At 60.0% G+C, this 23,149-nt stretch carries 20 protein-coding genes; 9 read left to right on the forward strand and 11 right to left on the reverse strand.

Features of this window, described 5'->3' with window-relative positions; genetic code table 11:
• The first annotated feature begins 39 nt into the window (after nt 1-39).
• Entirely contained in the window at nt 40-804 is a 765-nt protein-coding gene (locus P3T24_RS28535) for a helix-turn-helix domain-containing protein (protein WP_429439849.1), read from the forward strand.
• A gap of 63 nt (nt 805-867) precedes the next feature.
• Complete coding sequence (locus P3T24_RS28540) at nt 868-1,269, forward strand: hypothetical protein (protein ID WP_429439852.1); 402 nt, start codon at nt 868-870, stop codon at nt 1,267-1,269.
• A 6-nt stretch (nt 1,270-1,275) separates the two neighbouring features.
• Here P3T24_RS28540 and P3T24_RS28545 read toward each other — a convergent pair whose 3' ends face one another.
• Nucleotides 1,276-2,532 carry an MFS transporter gene (locus P3T24_RS28545; protein WP_429439854.1) on the reverse strand — a complete coding sequence of 419 codons (1,257 nt, stop codon included), beginning with the start codon at nt 2,530-2,532 and terminating at the stop codon, nt 1,276-1,278.
• A 190-nt stretch (nt 2,533-2,722) separates the two neighbouring features.
• Complete coding sequence (locus P3T24_RS28550) at nt 2,723-4,000, reverse strand: LysR family transcriptional regulator (protein WP_074265638.1); 1,278 nt, start codon at nt 3,998-4,000, stop codon at nt 2,723-2,725.
• Between the two features lie 536 nt (nt 4,001-4,536).
• On the opposite strand from P3T24_RS28550, the gene P3T24_RS28555 reads away from it, so the two are divergent.
• Both P3T24_RS28555 and P3T24_RS28560 read left to right on the forward strand, forming a co-directional pair.
• Entirely contained in the window at nt 4,537-5,079 is a 543-nt protein-coding gene (locus P3T24_RS28555) for a hypothetical protein (protein WP_074265639.1), read from the forward strand.
• A 51-nt stretch (nt 5,080-5,130) separates the two neighbouring features.
• Complete coding sequence (locus tag P3T24_RS28560; protein ID WP_429439857.1) at nt 5,131-6,252, forward strand: porin; 1,122 nt, start codon at nt 5,131-5,133, stop codon at nt 6,250-6,252.
• 153 nt (nt 6,253-6,405) lie between these two features.
• Here P3T24_RS28560 and P3T24_RS28565 read toward each other — a convergent pair whose 3' ends face one another.
• From P3T24_RS28565 to P3T24_RS28585, 5 genes are all read right to left on the reverse strand, one after another.
• Nucleotides 6,406-7,113, reverse strand: coding sequence for a substrate-binding domain-containing protein (locus P3T24_RS28565; protein WP_429439859.1), 708 nt, complete (start codon nt 7,111-7,113; stop codon nt 6,406-6,408).
• Nucleotides 7,114-7,133: 20 nt separating this feature from the next.
• Nucleotides 7,134-7,817, reverse strand: a complete 684-nt coding sequence (gene ligK, locus P3T24_RS28570; protein WP_074265641.1) for a 4-carboxy-4-hydroxy-2-oxoadipate aldolase/oxaloacetate decarboxylase — start codon at nt 7,815-7,817, stop codon at nt 7,134-7,136.
• 17 nt (nt 7,818-7,834) lie between these two features.
• Nucleotides 7,835-8,860: an amidohydrolase family protein gene (locus tag P3T24_RS28575; RefSeq protein WP_074265642.1), complete on the reverse strand. Its 1,026-nt coding sequence runs from the start codon at nt 8,858-8,860 to the stop codon at nt 7,835-7,837.
• A gap of 66 nt (nt 8,861-8,926) precedes the next feature.
• Complete coding sequence (locus P3T24_RS28580) at nt 8,927-10,276, reverse strand: MFS transporter (RefSeq protein WP_429286421.1); 1,350 nt, start codon at nt 10,274-10,276, stop codon at nt 8,927-8,929.
• Nucleotides 10,277-10,399: 123 nt separating this feature from the next.
• Nucleotides 10,400-11,704, reverse strand: a complete 1,305-nt coding sequence (locus tag P3T24_RS28585) for a gallate dioxygenase (RefSeq protein WP_429439863.1) — start codon at nt 11,702-11,704, stop codon at nt 10,400-10,402.
• 601 nt (nt 11,705-12,305) lie between these two features.
• Here P3T24_RS28585 and P3T24_RS28590 point away from each other — a divergent pair.
• Nucleotides 12,306-13,703, forward strand: a complete 1,398-nt coding sequence (locus P3T24_RS28590) for an MFS transporter (RefSeq protein WP_429439866.1) — start codon at nt 12,306-12,308, stop codon at nt 13,701-13,703.
• A gap of 58 nt (nt 13,704-13,761) precedes the next feature.
• Nucleotides 13,762-15,006, forward strand: coding sequence for an amidohydrolase family protein (locus P3T24_RS28595; protein WP_429439869.1), 1,245 nt, complete (start codon nt 13,762-13,764; stop codon nt 15,004-15,006).
• Nucleotides 15,007-15,140: 134 nt separating this feature from the next.
• Here P3T24_RS28595 and P3T24_RS28600 read toward each other — a convergent pair whose 3' ends face one another.
• On the reverse strand, nt 15,141-16,262 hold the full coding sequence (locus tag P3T24_RS28600; RefSeq protein WP_429408852.1) for a porin: 1,122 nt from the start codon (nt 16,260-16,262) through the stop codon (nt 15,141-15,143).
• Between the two features lie 626 nt (nt 16,263-16,888).
• Nucleotides 16,889-17,575, reverse strand: coding sequence for a winged helix-turn-helix domain-containing protein (locus tag P3T24_RS28605; protein WP_429286426.1), 687 nt, complete (start codon nt 17,573-17,575; stop codon nt 16,889-16,891).
• A gap of 450 nt (nt 17,576-18,025) precedes the next feature.
• Between P3T24_RS28605 and P3T24_RS28610 the strand changes: the two genes are divergently transcribed.
• Nucleotides 18,026-18,988, forward strand: coding sequence for a LysR family transcriptional regulator (locus P3T24_RS28610; protein ID WP_074265648.1), 963 nt, complete (start codon nt 18,026-18,028; stop codon nt 18,986-18,988).
• A gap of 75 nt (nt 18,989-19,063) precedes the next feature.
• A complete protein-coding gene (locus P3T24_RS28615; protein ID WP_429439872.1) occupies nt 19,064-19,288 on the forward strand; it encodes a hypothetical protein in 225 nt (74 codons plus the stop codon).
• A gap of 32 nt (nt 19,289-19,320) precedes the next feature.
• Here the strand turns inward: P3T24_RS28615 and P3T24_RS28620 are convergent, their stop codons facing one another.
• Nucleotides 19,321-19,503, reverse strand: coding sequence for a hypothetical protein (locus P3T24_RS28620; protein ID WP_429439874.1), 183 nt, complete (start codon nt 19,501-19,503; stop codon nt 19,321-19,323).
• 319 nt (nt 19,504-19,822) lie between these two features.
• Here P3T24_RS28620 and P3T24_RS28625 point away from each other — a divergent pair, with 319 nt between their 5' ends.
• Nucleotides 19,823-20,731, forward strand: a complete 909-nt coding sequence (locus P3T24_RS28625; protein WP_429439877.1) for a glycosyltransferase family 9 protein — start codon at nt 19,823-19,825, stop codon at nt 20,729-20,731.
• Between the two features lie 667 nt (nt 20,732-21,398).
• Here the strand turns inward: P3T24_RS28625 and P3T24_RS28630 are convergent.
• Nucleotides 21,399-23,054 carry a methyl-accepting chemotaxis protein gene (locus P3T24_RS28630; protein ID WP_429439880.1) on the reverse strand — a complete coding sequence of 552 codons (1,656 nt, stop codon included), beginning with the start codon at nt 23,052-23,054 and terminating at the stop codon, nt 21,399-21,401.
• Nucleotides 23,055-23,149: the final 95 nt, after the last annotated feature.

Genomic DNA, 23,149 nt, shown 5'->3' on the forward strand with positions numbered 1-23,149 from the left:
CGTAGAATGCGCCGTCAGGTATCGGATTTCAATACTTCCATGACAGAGATCGCGCGATTGGTCACGACACTCAAGCGCCGCTTCAAGGCCGCGGGGCTAACCTATCGACAGGTCGCAAGCGCGCTAGACCTTTCGGAGGCAAGTGTGAAGCGCCTGCTAGGCAACGGGCACATAACCGTAGAGCGCCTTGCCCAGGTCTGCGACCTGCTCGGTGTCACAATGGCCGAACTCCTGCATGAAGCCGACACGTCAGAGCCACTCGTCCATACGCTCACGCCACAGCAGGAAGCGCAACTTGTCTCGGATGAGAAATTCCTGTTAGTAACGGTGTGTGCGCTCAATCACTGGTCGATGGATGACATAGTCTCGGCCTACCGGCTAACAACGGCAGAATGCATCAAGTACCTGCTCGTGCTGGACCGTATGGGCCTGATCAATCTGAAGCCCAGCAACCGGATCCGCCTGCTGGTAGCGCGAGACTTCGACTGGTTGCCCGGTGGCCCCATCCGGCAATTCTTCGTGCGGCATGGACTGCCCGACTTCATGAATAGCGGTTTCGATGGACCGGATGGCGCGATGAGCTTCGTGCACGGCATGTTGACGAAAGCGGCGTTCAATCAGATGAACGAAGAGTTCTCCCGATTGCGGGCGAAGTTTGCCGCGCTTCACGATCAATCCGCCTCCGCTCCGTTGTCGGACAAGACGGGAACCGCGCTCATGCTTGCCATGCGCGCGTGGGAACCACAGGCTTTCAGCAAGCTAAGACGTGCAACTGGGACACCTGGCGCCAGGAAGAACCGCTAGCGCTCTCTTCCCGCCGATACCGTTACAATCCCTCACTTCGATCCGACAATCGTGATTCGCGCCATGAAACATCTCTTTGCATCGACACTCGCGCTGGTCATCGCGACCACAAGCACCGTTGCGATAGCCCAAACATCCGGGGGTGGCGGTGCGCCCAAACAACATTGCGATTCAGGGTACGTCACCGGTGTGGGCGGCGCGGCACAGAGCTTCCGCGAATACCTCGCGCTCCCAGACAGAGACAGGTATCGCTACTTCGCGGACCACCAGATCCAATGCAAGATCTCCGACGAGGGCCGTGCATTTGACTGCACCGGCGTCACCAACCTTAAGCATGAACAGATGAGCGTGTACGACGACAGCGACGGCGCGACGATCACCGTGACCGCGCGCGTGGAACTCGATCAGGGCACCTATCCGGCGATTATCGTGGTGCAAAGAAAGGACGTTCAGTGCGGGCAGTAAATGCCCTCACTGAACCGAGACGGTCTTGCGGTTCGGCGCGGTCCTGTTGATATGGTTGTAGATCGCGCCAATGGCCATCAGCACCGAAGTTCCGAGAAACACCGCGCGCATTCCGAAGTGTCCTCCAACGAACCCGCCTAACAAAGGTCCAAGCACCTGCCCGGTGTACTGGGCGGACGTCGAATAGCCCAGCATTCTTCCTGCAACCGTCTGTGGCACGTTGTGTCTGATGACACTGGCCACGCACGGCAAGAGACCGCCGAGCGCCGCTCCCATCAGAAATCTCAGCACCACGAGTTGCCATCCCGCGATCACGAACGCCTGAGGAATCAGAAGCACTGCTGCGACCGCCAGACAGCCGACGATCACGTTCCAGTGTCCGATCCGATCAGCCAACCGTCCCAGGCGCGACGCGGAAAGAATGCTTCCCAAGGCCGCGGCGGACATCACCAGTCCCGCCACAAAGGTCACCTGACGCACCTCGACGATCTGTGCGACGAACACCGTGATAATGGGCTCGATCGACATGTTCGCCACCATCAGCAACGCACCGGTGACGAGCATCGCGACGACGGGGCGCCGGTCCGGGATGGCCTGCCAGTCGACCTGCTGCTTCTTGGTCTTCTTCGGCGCAAGTCGCGGGTCTTCCTTGAGAAGAAACGCCGTAGCGAGAAACGCGACAAAAATGAGTGCCCCGGCGGCAAAAAAGGTTGCGCGCACACCGATCAGCGGAGGTAACGAACCGCCAATCAAAGGACCCGCAAGATTGCCGGCCATGATCCCCGACGACAACACACCAAGCGCCCAGCCGCAGCGACTTTTCGGCGTCTGGGTGGCGACCAGAACGGTGGACCCCGACGCGTAGCCGCCAAGAAGTCCTGCCAGCAGTCGCAACGCCACCAGTTGCCAGACGTTGTGCGCCATACCGATCAGCGACATGGCAACCGCCATACCCAGGCTGGCGCGAATCAGCATCAGCTTGCGGCCGTAACGATCGCCGAGCCGCCCCCACAAAGGAGCGGTTAAAGCGGCGGACAGGAAGGTCGCGCCATATGCGACACCGGACCATTGCACAATCGCCGCATGGCTCTTGACGCCCAGTTCTTCGACATAAAGCGGCAGGAACGGCAGCAGCAGGGTCATCGCCACAATGGTGGTGAACGAGCCGAAGACACAGACAATGAGGTTACGGCGCCAATGGGCGGCGCCGTCCTGGGCGGGCGGCATTGGAGGCTGCGAGACGCTAGCGGGCGGGTTCGCCATGATTCGATCCGGGGAAGACGTGGCCGTCATTCAACGGACCCTATTGGCGGTCCGTTGAGTATTGCCGCTGCTTTACCCCACGAAACGGTTTCAGGGGCGACAGTTTGCGATCCTACGGCGTCTCCGGGTAGACATCCAGTCCATTACTCATACTAGTACCGGGAATACCGGTGTTGGCGTTGCCGCCGGCTCACGTCAAGGATGTGGCGCCCTCGTTTGATGCCACTGGCGCTCGAAACCCCGGCCGCCTGAGGGCGCCTACAGACAGGCGGATCGCATCGATCAAGGCGCGCGCCGCGGGCGACGGCGTCCCTTCTGCCCGCACCGTCAAGCCGATATCGCGCTGCGTGTTATGCAACGGTACGTCCAGCACGACGAGTTGGCCCGACTCGCACTCGTAATGCAACTGCTGCGCCGAGAGCGCCGTCACCATGTCGGTGTGCAGCAGCAGTCCGCGAATCACAGCCAGGTCGGCCGTTTCGACCGTGGGCATGGGCGGCTTCAGCTTCAAGCGGCGAAACTGCGATTCAAACAGCCCGCGGGCCGGAGCATGGATGCGCGGCACAATCCACTGGACCTGGCGCAAGTCCGCCATGGTCAGACCGCGCACATTTGCGAGGGGATGATCCCGGCGGGCCAGCACAACCATGTCTTCGGTCACCAGCCTCTCATTCTGCAGGCCGCTGGTTGGCTCATTGTCCCGCAGCGCACCAAGAATGAAATCGATGTCGCCCGCCCGCAGGCCGGCCACCAGCGTTTCATAGGCACTCTCGTCCGTTATGACCCGCACCCCCGGATGTTGCGCACTCAGACGGGCAATCGCATTGGGAAGAATCAGCGTGCGGCCAAGCGGCAACGCGCCGACCGTCACGGCCCCCTGAATGTTGCCGTGCAGCGCAGCAATGTCATCTGGTATGTGGCGCAGTTCGTTCAACGCGCGTCCCACGTACAACAGGAAGGTCTCGCCCTCGGTGGTCAGCAGGATGCCTCGCGGGCCGCGATGGAACAGCCGCAAACCCGAGCCGCTTTCGAGAACCCGGATAGCACTACTGACAGCCGGCTGGCTGATGCCGAACGCGCTCGCGGCGGTGGGCATGTGACGATGACGCGCCAGTGCCCGGAAAATCTGCAGGCGCCGCGTGTTGAGCAGGTAGGCCGGCAGCGTGCCTTCGGCAGGCACTCGCCGGCGAGCCTGCCTAAGCGCGCACCACAGTGCCAGCTCGCCGATTTCGGCAAAGATCCGCTCACACCGCTTTAGCACGGCGCGCCCCGTCGGCGTGGGCAACATGCCGGACGGCTTGCGCTCGAAGAGCGGTTCCTCGAGCGCCGATTCGAGTTCCTGCACCGACCGGGTCACGGCCGACTGCGCGCGAAAGAGCTCGGCGGCAGCGCGTGTCGCGCTGCCTGTGTCGGCAACAAGTTTGAACGCTCGCAGATGGGCCAGATTGAGAAGTTCGTTGTTGCTCACGGTGATCGTCGGTCATCGGTCAAAGATTGAAGCGGGATGTTTCGAAAGCCCCCGCGACGAGAGCGAGTCCCAGGCGGACGCAGAAAGGATTTCCCTCCGTTGATTCAGGCATTCCTTACACCCCTGCCACTGTTGTATTGCGTGCACAGACGAGATTGCGACTTCATTCTTTTCCCATCTGATTTCTTTATGACCCTGCGGATATCACCGTTGCCTGCAAGCGTATCCGCCAAAGCTTCGGGATACCAACAGTTCCTTACACAGTACGGATTTCAGAAGCTTACGCCGCCTCACCGCAAACGCAAAATGGTGCTGGATCCGCACTTTATACGGATCGCGAATGGTTAACCCCAACTTTCAGCACGATCCCTACTTTCTATATCTTCGTGTCCCAACGGATCACGTTGTTATGGCCGCACGGCCACCGCAGCGTATTCGATTTTGCATGAGCCGGGTACACGTAGCTCAGCACGCGAAGTGGCGCGGATCATTCGCACCATGACGTTTTATACGGGGCTTTCTCGAGGAGAGTAGACATGAGCGGTAACTTCAGCATGAGCGGTAACGACGTCAACAAGGGTTCGGCTTTGAACTCGGACAAGCAGGATCTGAAAACCCTATTTCGTGCCGGCGCGATTGGCGGCCTGACCGGTGCGGTATGCATCTGGATTTACGAAGCGCTGATCTGGGTTGGGGTGCAACACCTGATGCCGCTGGCGGGCATTCCGCGCAACGCGACGGGTCTCGTGTTCGGCAAAGCTGTGCAGGAAGCGCTTGGCATCTGGGCGTATCTTCTGGGCACCTTGATTCACTTCTCCTTCGCAATCGGCTGGGGTGTCCTGTTTGCTCTCATCTGGCCGTATTTCCGTCGCCGCGGGTACGAAGCGACTTTCATCGCGCTGTTCTACGCCATCATCGCGTGGATCGCGATGCACGTGGCCATCTCGATCGCTTCGGACAATCACCCGAATTACTACGACCCCGCCGTCATCATTGGCGGCTTCATGTCGCACTTCTGCTTCACGGTGCCGCTCGCACTGACCGTGAAGAGACTGCTGGCATCGCATCCGGGTGCGTAGTTCGACGAATCCAGTCTAGAGCGATAAAGGCAAGAGGAGCAAGGCAAAAAAATGAATCCACGTAAAACAGCAGTACTTATTATATCGGTTCTGGGGATCATCTCTGCGGAACACGCGCAGGCACAATCATCGGTCACGTTGTACGGGGTACTCGACGAGTTTGTGGGATACCAGTCCAGCAAAACCGGCGGGAAGAGCCAGTCTCTGGTTGCGCTCGGCAACAACGGAGAACTCACCAGCCGTTGGGGCCTACGCGGAAGCGAGGATCTTGGCGGCGGCTACCGCGCGATATTCGACCTCGAGAACGGCTTCGATCCAGGCACGGGCTCCATGCAGAACGCCTATCGGTTCTTCGACCGGCAGGCATGGGTGGGTATTGCGTCGCCTTACGGTGACGTGAGGCTCGGCCGTCAAAACACGCCAATGTTCGCCTGGAGCGGCAATCTGGACGCGTTTAGCGCGGCGACCTACGGGTCCGGCTTCAACAACTTTGCCAACTGGCAGGCTCGCGTCGATAACGATATTGCGTATATCTCGCCGAAGTTCTACGGCACCCAGGTCGAGCTTCACTATTCGGTGGGCGGGGAAGCGGGTGACACGGCGGGTAATGCCGTCTATCAGGCAGCCGTCCAGTCGAACGTTGGTCCGGTCTATCTTGCGTTGGCTTACCTGAATGCAGCCAACCCAACGAACAGTGTGCGTGTTCAGGAAGCCATGGCGGGCGCCAATTACGACTACGGTTGGGGAAAGATCTATTTCGGCTTCTTCAGAGCCAATGACATCATCTCCTCAACGACCGGGAATGCATTGGCCAATCCCGCCGGGAAATACAACCCGGCGACAGGCGTGGTCGGCAACGTGGCAGGCAATTACCACAATACCTATTCGTTCTCTGCCGATTACCACATCAACCCGTTCTTTAGCATAGGGGCTGGGTACGCGTTCATCACGGATAGTTCGTCGCTCGACAACACGGCGCGCGAGTTCAGCGCCATCGTCAACTACGACCTCTCCAAGGCGACCCGACTGTACGCAGTGGTATCGAGGTTGAACAACTCCAACACGGCCGCGTACAAGATGACTGGCGCCAGCATCACAACGGGATCGTTCCTGACGCCAGGCGCAGGTCAGAGCGAAACCGGCGCACAGATCGGCATTCGCCACATGTTCTGACGATGCATCGCAGCCCGGTTATCCGCGAGGATGATCCGGGCTGCGTGTCGATGACTCAGTAGAAATGGAAACGTTTGAAGCAGGCCAGCGTAAACCGCTGGCCTGTTGACTTACATAGGCCCGCTAGACGGGCTCGCACATAAGGCCGGCTTATCAGGCCGGCTCCATCCCATGAGCCAGCTTGGCCGAAGCAGCCTCGGGCGACGCCAGAAACGACAGCAGCGCCTGAGCTGCTTCGCGCTGCTCGGACACCGCGCAGATAGCGGCCGAGAATAACGTGATGATCTGGATTTCAGGCGGCAGCGCGCCAATGACATCGATGCCTGGCACATGCATCATCTCGCTCCATTGCTGAAACCCCAGCTCGACCTGGCCTCGTGCGACAAGCGTGCCGACTGGTACGCCAGTCGGCGCCTGCACCATACGCGGCGCGATGGTCTCAACAATGCCCCAGCGCTCGAACAGACGAACCAGTTTCTTGCCGCTAGGTCCTGTCGAATAGCCGATACTGCGCGCGGCGAGAATGGCGTCGCGAGTTGCAGTTTCAGTGCTGATATCGGGTCGCGGCGCACCTGCGGCCACCGCTACCGCGACGCCCGAACGCGCAAGATCGACCCGGCTGCCCGGCACAACGCGGCCCGCTTCTGCGAGCCGCTCGATCACATCAGCCGCCAGCACCACAATGTCAAACGGTTCGGCATCCTGAACGAGACGGGCCGCGACAACGCCGCCCTTCGATTCGATCAGCACCCTCCGTCCGGAACGCCGCTCATAGGCGGCGCTCAATTCGGCCAGCACATCACGGGTGGCCATTGAAGAGACACCCGTGATCGCCTGATTCATGGTTTCGATTTCGTGCATGGCCTCGATTGCCGTCCTGTTCAATCGATATATCGCAAACCTGCCTTCTGCAGCGGTTCGCGCATGTTGTACATGTCCAGACCCAGCACGCCGGAGGCAAGCTTGGCTCGTTTCTCGCCTTCGAAGGCTTCACGCGCAGCCGCTTTTTCCAGGACCTTGGCCGCTGAGGCAGCAGGCACCACGACGATGCCGTCCTCGTCCGCCACTACGGCATCGCCGGGATTCACCAGTGCGCCTGCGCATACCACCGGCACGTTCACGGAGCCCAGCGTCGCCTTGACTGTACCCTTGGCAGAGATCGCTTTGCTCCACACTGGAAACTTCATCTCGGTGAGCACGCTCACGTCGCGCACACCTGCATCGATAATCAGTCCAACGGCGCCGCGAGCTTTAAAGCTGGTCGCCAGCAGATCGCCGAAATAGCCGTCGGTGCAATCCGCCGTGACACCCGCAACGACGATGTCGCCCGGCTGGATCTGCTCCGCCGCCACATGGAGCATCCAGTTGTCGCCCGGCTGCAGCAGCACCGTCACGGCCGCGCCGCCTACGCTTGCGCCGCTATAGATCGGCCGCATGTACGGTTTCATCAGGCCGGTGCGGCCCATCGCCTCGTGCACGGTTGCAGAGCCGAGCGCGCCCAGCCTGGCCGCCACGTCACGATCTGCGCGTTGAATGTTGCGATATACGACTCCCAGTTCATACATGACCGATCTTCCTTCCTTTAACGTTCTCGGGATTTCAATGCTGCATCGAGGCGCGGATAGACACGTCGCGCGTTACCCTCGTAGATCTTGTAACGGTCGTCCGCATTCATGTGCGCGGCTTCGACATAACGCTTCGTATCGTCGAAATAGTGGCCTGTTTCCGGGTCGATTCCGCGCACGGCGCCGATCATCTCGCTCGCAAACAGAATGTTCTCCACCGGGATCACGCGCGTCAGCAGGTCGATGCCCGGCTGGTGATAGACGCAGGTGTCGAAGAACACGTTGTTGAGCAGATGATCCTTGAGCAATGGCTTCTTCAGTTCCTGCGCCAGTCCGCGAAAGCGGCCCCAGTGGTAAGGCACAGCACCGCCGCCGTGCGGAATCACAAAGCGTAGCGTGGGAAAATCGCGGAACAGATCCGATGTGAGGCACTGCATGAAGGCAGTGGTGTCCGCGTTCAGGTAGTGCGCGCCGGTGGTGTGAAAACACGCGTTGCAGCTTGTGCTCACGTGGATCATCGCGGGGATGTCGTACTCCACCATCTTCTCGTAGATCGGATACCACGAGCGGTCAGACAGCGGCGGACTGGTCCAGTGACCACCGGACGGATCCGGATTCAGATTGATCGCAACGTTGCCGTATTGCTCCACGCACTTGACGAGTTCGGGGACGCAGGTGGCGATGTCGACACCCGGGCTTTGCGGCAACATGGCCGCGGGAATGAAATGATCGGGAAACAGTTGGCTTACGCGATAGCACAGCTCATTGCAGATCGCCGCCCAGGTGCTGGAAACTTCGAAGTCGCCAATGTGATGCGCCATGAAGCTTGCACGAGGACTGAAGATCGTCAGATCGAGACCGCGCTCGCGCATCAGCCGCAACTGGTTGCTCTCGATCGATTCGCGCAGTTCGTCATCGCTGATCTGCAACTCGGCGACCTTCGGCCGCTCTGCGGGATTGTTGATGCCCGCAATCTGACGGTTGCGCCACGCCTCCAGCGCCTTCGGAGCGGTGGTGTAATGGCCGTGAATATCAATGATCATCGTTGTTTCCAGATAACTGAAGCAGGTTTCAGCGCGCCACGCTGGCTGGCGAGCGCGCCGAATTGTTTAATGCGCCGCGGTCGGCTGCGGCACCGCCTCGCTGGCGTTGGTACGCTGGGCCAGCAAGATGGCGATAGCGGCCAATGCGGCGGGCACAGCCAGCATCGCGAGAATGGCGCCGAACTGCCAGCCGAGCCCGAGCAACGCGCCGCCGATCGCAGAGCCAAAGATGCTGCCGAAGCGGCCCACGCCAAGCATCCAGCTCACACCGGTTGCACGCGCAACCGTCGGATACCGGCTCGGCGCAAAGGCATTCAAGCCCGTCTGCGCACCGCTCATGCAGAAGCCAGCGAGGAACACCAGCAACGTGAGCGACGAGGACATGGCGCCGATCCAGCCCAACGCGAGCACGCACAGACCGCCGCCCACGTAGGCGGCACTGATCACAGGCGCGGGCCGGACCTTGTCCATCACCCAACCGACCAGAATCGCGCCAATGGTGCCGCCGATCTGGAACATGGCCGTCACGTTGGCAGCCGTGCTGACCGTCAATCCAGCGTCCTTCATCAGCGTAGGCAGCCAGCCGGTCAACAGATAGATGACGAGCAGGCCCATGAAGTATGTGACCCACAGCGCCACGGTCGTGACGCCGTAGCCATGCGCGAACAGCACGCCGATCGGCTTGCGCGTGGGCAACGGCGGTTCGTTCGAGACGAAGACCTCGTCACCGGAAAAGCGTGTGCCGGTTACTCGGCCCAAGATAGCGCCAATCCGCGCGGATGCGACGCCGCGCACTGCCAGCAGACGAGCCGACTCAGGCAGCAACCAGACCTGCAACGGAATCAGCGCCAACGGCAGCACGCCACCGAAGATCAACACGGCGCGCCAACCATGAGCAGGGATCAGCCAGCCGGCAGCAAAGCCGATCAGCGCTGAGCCCAGGTTGAAGCCGGTAAACATGATCGTGATCAGCAGCGCACGTTTGCGCTGCGGTGCGTACTCCGACAGCAAGGTCGTCGTGTTCGGCATCGCGGCGCCGAGGCCAATGCCCGTCAGCAATCGCAGCAATGCCATGGTCGCGGGCGACTGGGTAAAAGCCGTCGCGATCGTGAAAATACCAAACAGGAAAATCGACGTAATCAACACCCACTTGCGGCCAATACGGTCCGAAGCGGGGCCGGCTGTCAGCGCACCGATCACGAGACCAATCGGCGCCGCGCTCATCACCAGACCGAATGCGGGTCGTGAAATGCCCCAGTCGTGAATGATCGAGGGTGCGATAAATCCCATGATGGCGACATCCATGCCGTCTGCCGTGACCACGAGAAAACACAGCACCACCAGTAGCCACTGATACGCCGAGATCGCCCGGTCATCAATAAAGGCCTTGATATCAATCGTTTTACCGCTTGCCATCTGCTTTCTCCTGTCTCCTTGCCTGCGCTTCGGGCGTGACCGCCATGGTCCGCCTGCCCCATGCAGTGGTTATTTAGAGTCGCGTGGGGTCATCATGCGAAAGACGCCCCACGAACGGTCCGCTTACTCGCCCTTCTTTTTCCCCGTACTATCCCAATCCAGTTTTCCTGCAGTTTTTCCTGCCACTGAATACAAAGCGCCCGGCGCGTTGCGGGTGCGCTGAAACTCTTCCAGCGTTTCGCCGCGCATGGCGGCATAGATGTGAAGGTTCGACACTCCCGTGACAGCGCCAAGTTTTTCGAGCATGAAGAAGATGACGCCGTAGTGCAGCAGACCGCGCCAGTCACGGCGACGGATCAGGTCCCGTTCTTCCTCGCTCAGGCTGGCCGCCTCGAAGCTCGCTTCGGGATCGCGCAGGAACGCTTCGCGCTGGGCAGGCTCGACCATGCGATGCAGGTATTCGTTGATGCGGTAAGCGCGCACCGCCGTTTCGATACTGAACGGGTACGTGCCCTCGAGTTTCTCGATGCCGGCGAGTTGGACCGACATGCGCTGACGATGACGTTCCACGACCGCAGGATTCGTTTCGCCATCCTCACCTTCGTAGATTGCCGTGGCGATACCTGCCATCGAGGGCAGATAGTAGCTACGGTGCTTGCAGGTGACATTGGCCGGCAGCGCGCCGCGCATGGTGAGCCACATGACTACTTCCGCGCCCTCGAAGCCACCCAGTTCGGCGTATTCGGCCAGCGTCATGTCGGCCAGTTGCTCCGGATCGTGCTCGAACAGGTCGAGGAAGCGCTGGTCCCATTCCGTGTTGTTGAATCCGGCGCGCTCGCCGTGCACCTGGTGCGACAGGCCGCCGGTGGCGAGGATCGCGACCTTGAGATCTTCGGGATAACTTTCGATGGCGCGCCTCAGCGCTTGCCCGAGCTTGTAGAAGCGCCGCGCACTGGGCACCGGCAATTGCAGCACGCCCATCTGCAGCGGCACCAGTTTCACCGGCCATTCAGGCTTGTGCGGGCACAACATGGACAAAGGCGAGAAGCAACCGTGATCGAGCGCCCTGTTCTGGAAGAACGACATGTCGAACTCATCGGTCACCAGAGAATTGCCGATGTGCGCGGCCAACCCGGGGTGCCCTTTTATCGAGGGCAGATCGCGTGCGCCGCCCCCTTCGTCCGCCACCTGCCATTCCGAGCCGACGCCTAGCGTGAAGGCCGAATAGTGATCGAAGAAAAACGAGGTGACGTGATCGTTGTAAATGGTCAGGATCACGTCGGGTTTCTTTTCCGCCAGCCAGGCGGCCAGCGGCGCGAAGTTTTCGAAGATCGGCGCCCAGACGGGGTCGTCACGCTTGTTCTTGTCGAACGCAAAGCCGATCGTAGGTGTGTGCGAGGCGGCGATGCCGCCAATAATCCGTGCCATGCCAGTACTTCTCCAGAGAGTCGCGTCCGTCCGCTCGTTTCTGCGTAATGGCTGTGTAATCCCTGCACATTGCGGACGCATAGGACGGCCGCCGGAACGGCGCCGCCTGTCAGGACGAAAGGTAGCCCTGGGAGGGGAACATCAAAAGGGGGGGTTAACCGCATACATTGACGAAAACGTGCGGAGATTCGGTGTTGCGGAGCGTGTCTTACAGGAAAGAGTATCTCTCCACAGGCCCGTCCAACAAGGGATTGGCGGGACCCGTCGAATATCGAAGGAAATGTCAGCGGCAATTCACGGCAAAACAGGCCGATAAACAGATTAGATGCGGCGAGAATGAAGTCGCAACAGGTCCCGTCAAGGAAGACCCGCTTCCGCCAACAAGGTGCGCGATCGCGGGCCCCTGTGCCGAAATGCGCATCTTAAGCGCCCGTTGTATTCAAGACGCGACAATTTCGTCTGCCTAAACTCAAACCACCCATCGTGGTCAATTTGAGGAGTGGTACTCGCGCGTCACCCGCTGTCGCGACCATTTTTCTCGCCCGGAACATCAGGCTGGCCGAACCATCGCCCATTTGCGATCTTCTTCTGGAGGCAAGCTATGTCGACGATTCCCGCCCGTATCGAGCGGATGCCGTATTCCAGCTTCCACCGCCGGTTGCTGTTCATGGGCGGGCTGGGGTATGTCTTCGATGCCATGGACGCCGCCGTGCTGGCCTTCCTGCTGCCCGTGCTGCGAGTCCAATGGCACCTGACCAGCGTGCAGACCGGCGTACTTGGCAGTGGCACGTTTATCGGCTATTTCGTGGGCGCGTCGGTGGCGGGCATCCTTGGCGACCTGATCGGCCGCCGCAAGGTCATGATGTGGTCGCTCGCCATCTATTGCGCGGCCTCCGTGGCAAGCGCCATCGCCAACGACTGGCCCTTTTTCATCGTGACACGAATTATCGCGGGAATCGGCACCGGCGCGGAGAGTGCCATCGTGGCACCGTTCCTGTCGGAGTTCGTGGCCCGGAAATATCGGGGCAGTTTCACCGGGAGTCTCGCCTCGTTCTTTTCGTTCGGCTTTGTTGCGGCCGCCCTGCTCGGCTATTTCGTGATCCCGCTCGGTCCGGACGCGTGGCGTGCGGTGATGATTCTCACCGCGTTGCCCATCGTGATGCTGCTGTGGTGGCGCAAGGCGTTGCCCGAATCGCCTCGCTGGCTCGACAGCCGGGGCCGCACCGCGGAGGCGGAGGTGATCGTCGCCGGAATCGAGGCGGAATTGCGGGCGGCAGGGGTCGAGCTCGCGCCGCTGGAATCGTTGGACGTGCCCGCCGCGCCGGTGACCACAAACGGCAGGACGGTACTCGGGAATCTGAAAACGTTGTGGTCCGCTAGGCTCGCACGCACCACCGCAATGGCCTGGCTGATGTGGCTTTCCATCACGTTCAGCTATTACGCATTCTTCACGTGGATTCCCGGGCTGCTGGTGCAAAGCGGTATGACCATTACGCGCAGCTTCTCCTATTCGCTCGCCATGTATCTCGCGCAGATACCAGGCTACTTTTCCGGCGCGTGGCTTAACGAGAAAATCGGCCGGCAAGCGACGATCGCCTCGTACATGGTGCTTGGCGGCATGGCCGCACTCGGCATGGCGCTGACCCACACCAACAGCGGCATCATGGTCTCGGGCATCTTCCTGTCGTTCTTTATGAACGGCACGTACGCCGGCGTCTACGCCTACACGCCTGAAGTTTTCCCCACCGATGTGCGCACAACCGGCATGGGCGTGTCTTCCGCTATCGGTCGGCTGGGCGCGATCGCGGCGCCAATCCTGGTCGGATATCTCTACCCCGTGTTCGGGTTCGCCGGCGTGTTCGGTGCAACCACACTGGTGCTGCTGATCGGCGCCGTGGCCGTTGTGTTGATGGGTGTGCCCACGCGGGGCAGGTCGCTGGAAGACATTGCCGCGAGCACCGGCAACGATCGTCTCGAACTGGTTGAATCGAGGCAATGACGCACACGATGACCCATCGCTGGCGCGAACCCGATGACATCCTGGAGGAGGACCCTGCATGACTAGCATCCTGTTTAAAAACGGCGCTTTGCTCGATCCGCTGGAGGCAGAATTGCGGCCCGGCTACGAAGTGCTCGTCGAAGGCGACACCGTCCGCGAAGTGTCCGACCGGCCGATATCGTCGGCGGGCGCTCACGTCGTCGACCTCAAAGGCAAGACCATCATGCCGGGGCTGATCGATTTGCATGCTCACATGATCGCGACGCAATTCGACCTGCCGGGTCAGGTGCGAATGCCCAACGTGTTCGTCACGCTGAAGGCTTTGCCGATCATGCAAGGCATCTTGCGGCGCGGCTTCACGACCGTGCGCGACGCTGGCGGCTCCGGCCTCGCGCTCAAGCAATCAGTCGAGATGGGACTCGCCCAAGGGCCGCGCCTGTTCATCGCCGGCCGGGCGCTGAGCCAGACGGGCGGTCATGGCGACACGCGCGGGCGCGCCGACTTCATCGTCCCGGACGCTCCGTGCAATTGTTGCGTCCGGGTCGGCGCTTTGAGCCGGGTGGTCGACGGCGTGGACGAGCTTCGCAAGGCCGTACGCGAAGAACTACAGATGGGCGCAGACCAGATCAAGATCATGGCATCCGGAGGCGTTGCATCGCCGACCGATCCAATCGGGGCATTCGGCTACTCAGAGGACGAAATCCGCGCGGTCGTCGCGGAGGCGCAGGGTCGCGGCACCTACGTGATGGCGCACGCCTATACCGCCGCGTCGATGCAGCGCGCGGTGCGCTGCGGCGTACGCACGATCGAGCATGGCAATCTGATCGATGAGCCGACCGCCAGACTGATGGCCGAGCACGGCGCCTTCGTGGTGCCTACCCTCGTCGCTTATGAGGCGCTACACAGCGAGGGCGTGAAATACGGTTTGCCTGCCGAGAGCGCAGCCAAGATCGAAACCGTGCGCGTGGCGGGTCTGCAGTCGCTGGAAATCTTTAAACGTGCCGGGGTGAAGATGGGCTTTGGATCCGACCTGCTCGGTCCGTCACACCGCCTCCAAAGCGACGAATTCACGATTCGCGCGCAAGTCCTGACGCCGGCCGAAATCATCAGCAGCGCAACGACGATAGGCGCCGAAGTGCTCGGCATGACAGGCAAGCTCGGGCGTATTGCGGCCGGGGCATTTGCCGATCTGCTCATCGTCGACGGGAATCCGCTCAAAGACCTGAACTGCCTGACTGGGCAAGGCGAGCACATTCATGTGGTCATGAAAGGCGGCAAAGTGGAGTTTGGCACCCTGCACTGACTGGCGCGCCGGAGGCATAAATAAAAAATGGCGCCATGCTCAAAAGCATCGCGCCGAGACGCGCCTCTCGTGGCAGCGTGAAAAAACCCGGCAGTCCGGCGCCAGTGCCAGCGCCGTTGCCGGTTTCCGTTACGTTAGAACGAGTGTTGAATGCCCGCGTACGCGCCGGTCTGGGTACGGCCTTGCGTCGGGTTCTCGTTGAACGAGCCGTTGGTCAGGCCACCAGGACCTTCGCTGTTGGCATCGAGACCGAAGTTGGCGGTACTGCTGTTACGCACTTGCGCAACCTGGAAATCGAGCAAGGTACGCTTGGACAGGTTGTACGTGCCGCCCACCGTGTAGATGGTTGCGTTGCCGCCGCCGTTGTTCGTGTTCACGTGGTAGACCGCAGCAATCAGCGCCGCAGCCGCCGTGGCCTGCCACGTCACACCACCCCATTCCATGTCGGCCGTGCTCGGCGACGTTGGCGAACCGACTGGCGTGACCACGCCACCCGAGGTGCGCTCAGCCGTATAGCTGGCTTGGACCTTGAATTGACCGAGGAACAGGTTTGCACCGACGAAGTATTCACGCGATGCCGTGAACGGATTGTCGAGCTGGCCGTTGAGCGGGTCGCGAATTTCGTCGTAGATACCGCGCACCTGGAACAATGGATTGGTATACGTAACCTGCAGGCCGTCGCTACGGCCGGTTGCCGCACCGGCTACGCCTTCATTCCAGTTGGTGGAGTTGCCGAGGCCATACTGGCCATACGCGTCAAAGCCAGCGATCTTCGGCGACTGGTACGACAGGTTGTTGCTGGTGTGTTCCCAGTTGCGGCCGCGAACCAGCGAGGCCGACGACCAGTTCGACTGGCCGAACGGATCGAAGTCCCAGTCGCCGTTAGCGATCTGCAACTGACGTCCCATCAGGAACGTACCGAACTGGTCGTTCGAAAGTCCGACGTTAGCAATCCGGTCAAACAGAGAGCCCGACAAACCCAGCGAGCCTGTAGCAGTACTAAACGCACCTTCCAACTGAAACACGGCCTTGGTACCGCCACCCAGATCCTCGGAGCCTTTGAGGCCCCACAGACTCGTACCCCAGTCGCCACTCTCCTGCCGCCAACGCGAGGTAGACCCGGTACCGTTGTTGCCCGGCAAGCCGCTTATATACTCGATGCCGGCATCCAGCCGGCCATACAGCGTCACGCTCGTTTGAGCTTGCGCAACCACACCGACCGACATCAACGCGGCGGCAACCAAACTCTTCTTCACCTTCATCCTCTCCTCCATACCGTTTTAAAAGGAATGACCGACTACATGCGGTATTGCCTCGCCGGCAATACCCGAATGGGCATCAACTTATTAGGAGCTTCACGTGGAGGACGGGCACAGAAATTCGTCTCGGCAATTGCGGGCGTGGCGCCTCGCAGCCGGTCTCCTGTCTGCAATCCGCCCAATGGGTGGAGCAAAACTACTTTTAATTGTGTCTCTTTTACTACTTTGGTTACCAGTCTACCAAAACACCTTTCAGAAGGCACAACAATCCAGTCCGGTTTAATCGCATGTCCCCAAACCGCAACACAACCTGATTGAAAGAAACTCGGCACTCCATTTGTCAATCCGATGCCATCGAATTTCACATAACAGGATACCTCAGCGCTAAAGCGGCAAAATTTTTCACATCGTGGCGATTAGAAATAAAATTGGAAACAGCTGATTATCGAATTCGCTAACAATCGCCGCAGGGGCAATATCAATGCGAATTTAATTGCTAATTTAGCAATAGTTATTTTCCTGATCTGACGAGATTGAAAACGAGCGCAACGACGCCCGCCTCGCTGCGCCAGCGGGCGCGCGAGGTTCGGGGACTACACGGAGGGGGACGGTGATGCGGACGGTCAGAATGCTTCGGCGGGCATGCGCGGCGAAGCGTGCGGTTGGCTGAGCGACTGGTATCCAGATACCGGGTCGAGCCGGTAACCGTAGTTGTAGATGGGTGTGAGGACGAAGTCGCCGTCGTCGCGCAACTGCAGTTTCGAGCGGATCGCGGAGATGTGTGCCGTCATCGTGCGGGCATTGATGCGCTCGTTGTGCCGCCACACGGCCCCGGCGAGGTAGACGCGTGACACGGGTCTCGCGAGGTTCCTGAAGAGAATCAGGGCCAGCTGGTACTCCTTCTGCGTCAGGGGAACCCGTGTCTCACCCACCAGCACGCCTCGCCCGCGCGTTTCGAAGGCGTAGCGGCCAAACTGGGTGGCAGTAGTGGTGGCGTAGCCGTCCCACGTCCCGCTGAGAGTGCTTTTCACTGACGCGACCAACGCTCGCGCGGAGACGGGTTTGACAAGCAGCCCATCCTTTTCGCGGATCATCTGGCTCAGCCGGCGCTCGTCGCTTCCGACCAGCAGCATTCTCCGGTCGGGCCAGAAAATCTCCGCCAGATACGAAACGAGCCGCTTGTCGAGTTTCATTGCGTCGCTATCGACAATTGCCAGATCGGCTTCGAGTACCCATGGACTATCGATCAGCGCATGAGGACTGCCATAGCCGCGACAGTGATAACCGGCATGCCGAAGCATAGTGGTCATCGACCATGGATTATCAGGATCATTCTCGAGTGTGACCAGCTTCATCATTCTTCCCGCTCAATAGCTCGCGTAAACAATACTCGCAACTCGCAAACAGCGTGCGCGACGTGGCAGCGTCCTATCTGATTTAGGCACATTCAGCGTGCATGTCAAGGCACCATGATTACCGACAATCCTTTAAAACCGGAATCATTTCGAGTGTTGCAATACTGTTTTGATCGATATCACAGCAATATTGGAAATACCCATCAAGATACAATCGGGTAAGTTTTCGAAAGGGCCTATTCCCGAAACGCCAGCGCGTCACGGTTCAATCCGTCCATCAAGCTCAATGCAGGAACGTACGTGCGCGCAGACCGGAGGCCACCGGTCCAGGAAGCGACGTCAGGGCCCCACCCCACTGCCTGGCGTGTATCTGCGTCACCCCCTATTTCTGTAGTCAGGATTCCGATGGATACGTTGGAAAGCATGCGGATGTTCGTTCGAGTCGTCGAGGCGGGCAGCTTCACCAAAGCGGCGTCGCTCTCCTCTGTGAGCACGCCTCAGATGTCGCGTGCGATCACCGACCTCGAGTCTCGGCTGCACACGCGTCTGCTTCATAGAACAACACGGCATATGTCGCTGACCGAAGCCGGCGAACGCTATCTGCAACACTGCGAGCAGATTCTGGCGCAGGTCGATCTGGCGGAAGCGGAGGCGGCAGGCGCGGGTGGCCAGCCGTCAGGGAAGCTGCGGGTTCACGCAACAACCACATTTGGACAGCACCATCTGGCGCCGCTGATTGCACGGTATAACCGGCGTTTCCCTGACGTTCTGATCGAACTGGTACTCGCGCAACGTGTGCCCGATATGGTCGACGAAGGTTTCGACGTTTCGGTGGTGGTGGCGCGCAGCCTGGCAGATTCGGCGCTGGTGTCGCAACGCATCGGCAGTCTTTATACGATCCTCTGCGCTTCGCCGCGATACCTGGCCAGGCATGGCACTCCCCTGCGCCTTGCGGACCTCAACAAGCACACGTGCCTGCAACTGGTTCTACCCGATGTTCCGCTCGGACAATGGCATTTCGAAGATGTGGACGATCCTGTGTTTCGTCTCGCGCGGCCGGTGCCGTTCACGGTCAATGTCTCCGAAGCGCTGGCAGAGGCGATTCGCGAGGGGATGGGTATCGGGCCGTTGCCCATCTCGGTCGCGCTTCCCGCGCTACGCGACGGCAGCCTCGTGCGCGTGCTGCCTGAGCATCGTCTGCGCGCCAACAACGTCTACGCGTTGTACGCGTCACGACGCTACCTCGACGCCAAGATCAAAACCCTTGTGGAGTTTTTTCGGGAACAGGTACCGCTCTCGCTGGCTGCGCAGGAAAGCGAGCTGGATGCGTTCGGGCATGGTTTGATTCGCGAACCGCATTCCATCTGAGGCTGTGGTCGGACGAATGCGCTGCGGCGATCGCCACGCTATAGTTTCGTCCGATCAATATTGATGTACATGTGAATGGATCGCTTCTTTATGCAACGCGCAAGCGCCGTCGCATATTTAATGGATCGGCGTCGGCGCTGGTTGCAGAAGATTGAGACCACGCCGGGCGGCGATGTTGAATTTGAACGGCAGGAAATTGAGTTGCTAGCGCAGCTCATTCTCGACGTGCGCGCTGCGCGGGTGAACACTTTTCAGTTCACCCGTCCGCAGGCTGTCGAGATCTACGTTTCTGACAACTAGCGCGAGGGGCGGGCGTTTCGCCTGAAAGGGTCTTAGTTCGCGACCCTGAGGATGCTAGCCGCTTTATCGCTGTCGACGGTCACCGCCTTCACTTCTGCATGCGCATGCAGCTCATACTCCTCGATCGCCTCTGTCGGTGCAGAGGGAAACCATGAGATTCGTCCCGCGCATTCGATTCCGACCTGGCGATCATGCCAATAGATTGTGTTTTCCATGATCTCACCTCGCTTTCCTTGAAGAGGAGATCGTATTGTGCGCGCGGCCCGGATTAAGTACGTTGTCCGGCGCACATGTGCAAGCGGAATGTGCGGCCAGGACCTCGAATTTGTCCGAAACGAGATGGGGCACTTTATTCGGCTTGGTGGTGCATCGAACAGTCGACACGACATATGAGTAAGATGTCGCCTACAACGTGCGCCGCCGCACTCCATGCACGGGTGGTAAATCCGTTCGGAGCAGAGCGTGCGAAAGAACCGGCGCACGACCTGTGGAAGTATTTAACTAAACGCCCCAGAGCTCACATACCGCGTATTCATGACAAATCGTATCGAAATGGGTCAGAGCGTAGCCTTCCAGATGTCTCAGTCCCTGGGCGACTCTCTGTTGGCAATGATCGTTGTCAACAACCTGGCGCGAAACGGTCATCGCGTCGTCGTTTTCGGCGACTACATGTACTCCTTGCGCGACTGGTTCCCGGACTTCGAGATTCATCGCACTCCGAAGGATGATGAGGCGTATGCCGCCTACAGTGACTTCGACGTGGTGCTGCACACCTACCCGCGTAACGTAGTTGGGAATACACGTGACTGGCACCGTCGAGTGCTGGTGATGGACGAGTGGCCCATCTTCCGTCAGGTGAAGAGCATGGTCGACATTCATGTTGAGATTTGCGAGAACGAGCTTGGCCTGAAAGACGTCATTCGTGGCAATGGATGTCAGGCACCCCGCCACTTGCGGATGAGGGCTAATCCCAGGCGCGTGGCGATTCACCCAAGCGCAACCTTGAAGGGGAAGATGTGGGTGCCGCGCCGCTTCGTTGCGTTAGCCAGCCAGTTGCGCAGTAGAGGGTTCCAGCCAGAGTTCATCCTGGCCCCGAATGAGCGGGAGGCGTGGCGTCATGTGGAAGCTCGTGGCTTCGGGATGCCGGATTTCCAGTCGTTGAGCGATGTTGCCGCGTACATCTATGAGTCGGGTCGATTTGTAGGTAACGACTCCGGTCTCGCGCACCTGGCATCCAATATAGGGACGCCGGCGGTTTCGCTGATGGTTCGAAACAAGATTGCCAAGCGCTGGCGACCCGATTGGACTGAGAGCAGAGCTGTGCTGCCGTTCCCGATTTTGCCTGGAAAAATCGCGAAGGATAAACTCTGGAAATATTTTTTACCGGTGTCTCGCGTCGTGAAGGCGTTTTCGGAATTGCAGGAGGCGGCGGAGCGGGGTTGAGCACCCTCTCATGCATGACGCGGACAGGAAGTCCGAACCAGGATCTTTGACAAAGCTTTCAATTTGATGAGGCAAAGTACCGCGTCAGTAGCAGTCGAACACCACTTCGACCGCTTCATTCGTCACCCCCCATATGCTCTCGGTATGCACTGCGACTATGTGAGACTGCGCGTGTTTCGCCTCGCAGTAGGAAGCGGCACGTTTGACACCAACGTTCTTGACGTGGGTCCAAGACGTCACGCTCCAGCGTGCGCGGGTCGTCAGCGTCAGATGGCCGTCTTGCCGCGAGTCTACCTGTGAAACAGCCGTGCATGCGGAAAGCAGGCTGATGCTCGCAAGGACAGCGCTCCGTTTCATCGCTACACCCCTGAAACGAAAGGCGATCTGTGACGATCGCGAACAACCCGGCGGTGACCGATGGAACGACAGCTTAGGCATATAAGTGGGCTGAGTCGAGGCAAAGCAGTGTTGGGGCAACGCGATTGTATAGGCTGAAATTGTCGAAATATATGTCGCCTCAAAATTACCCCCAATCAGGCCCATTATGCGCCCGGCGTCGCACCGTCCCGACGCGGCAGCAAAGAACGCCTGACGAAACGCTGCAGCCCCTGCCCACGCGACATTTCGTCTGACGCCCCCGTCGCGGGTGTCAACGGCCACAAACGGCTCAGGTGGCTTGTAATGACAATGAGGAGTGGGATCGTTCACCCGACGAAATCGCGACCGCGTTCGACGATGAGAGCGCAACACCTCTGCCTGCCGCCGATTGCTCGCTCTCTTCAAGTCTGAACACCGCCACCGCCTCTCTCAGCACAGCCGCCTGTTCTTCCAGCGACTTCGCCGCCGCAGCGGCCTCTTCCACCAGTGCCGCGTTGTGTTGCGTGACCTCGTCGATCTGGGTAATCGCCTTGTTAACCTGCGCGATACCCTCGCTCTGTTCGAGCGCTGCCGCTTCGATCTCACCCATGATGCCGGTCACGCGCTCCACCGACTGCATCGCTTCACGCATCGTCTTGCCCGCTTCGGCTACCAGCGACGCGCCCTGTTCGACCTTCGCAGCCGACTCGCCGATCAGCTCCTTGATCTCCTTCGCTGCCGTGCCTGAGCGCTGTGCGAGGTTGCGCACCTCGGACGCCACCACCGCAAACCCCCGCCCCTGTTCGCCCGCTCGCGCGGCCTCGACCGCCGCGTTCAGCGCGAGAATGTTGGTCTGGAAAGCGATACCTTCGATCATGCCGATAATCTCAGCCACCTTGCGCGATGAGGTGGTGATGCCGTCCATCGTCTCCGTCACGCGGCCCACTACGGTACCGCCGCGCGTCACTGTCTCCAGAGCGCCATGAGCAAGCCGATTAGCCTGCTGCGCGTTGTCGGCGTTTTGCTTCACCGTCGCCGACAGCTCCTCCATGCTGGCCGCCGTCTCTTCGAGCGCGGCCGCCTGCTGCTCGGTCCGGCTCGACAGATCAGCGTTACCTGAAGCGATTTCTTTGGCTCCCTGAGTAATCGCGCCCGTGCTGCCGCGCACCTTCGATACGGTGTCGACCAGGCCATCGCGCATCTGCGTCAGGGCAGCGAGCAACTGGCCCATCTCATTGCGCGACCTCACCTTCACTGCAATCGTCAGATCGCCGGCAGCAATGCGCTGGAAATGCCGAATGGTCTGGTTAACGGGCTTGATCACGGCGGCCGAAAGACCGACGCGCGCCATCACGCCAATCACGATCGAAACCACACCGATCGCTGCGAACAACAGCGTCGAAACGCGGAAACGTGAGGCAGCCGTTTCTGCCTGAAGTCGCTGGTTATCGGCTTCCAGCTGTTCGAGCGAATCGATCGCTTTCGAATAGGTGGCATAGAAACCGTTGGCCGTTTCGCCCTGGATGTTGCGGAACGTATTGAAGTCGTTGTCCGCGAGCGCCTTGAATTCCGGTTCGATTGCCTGATCGACCAGGGCGGCGCGTGCCGTCGCCACGGTGTGGGCGAGCCGCTCCTCGTCTGCGCTGCCGAAGGGACCGTCCGCATAGGCATGGAAGTCGTTATTCGATTCGACCAGCACCTTGTGCGCGGCCGGCAACAGATCGTCCGTGCTCTTACCGACGCTAAACAAGGTCTCGTAAGTGCCCAGCGCGAGGCGCGCCTGGAGCAGTTTCGCAGAGCTCTCGTTCAGATGCGTCAGCGCTGCCGAATTGCGCTGCACATCCTGCAGGCCATTGCTCGCGAGCTTGAGCGCGCCGTAACCGACTCCAATCACAGTCAGCAAGAACGCGACAAACACGCCGATGACCAGCGTCAATCCGCCCCGAATGGTGATGTTATTTAGCATTGTTTCTCCGTATCGTCCTGGTCCTGCGGCGCATGACCTGGGCTCCCTCACACTTCGCCGCCTCTGGGTTAACGGACGAGCGGACCCCGTGCTAG

Source organism: Paraburkholderia sp. GAS33, assembly GCF_050436645.1.
Classification (GTDB): domain Bacteria; phylum Pseudomonadota; class Gammaproteobacteria; order Burkholderiales; family Burkholderiaceae; genus Paraburkholderia; species Paraburkholderia phenazinium_B.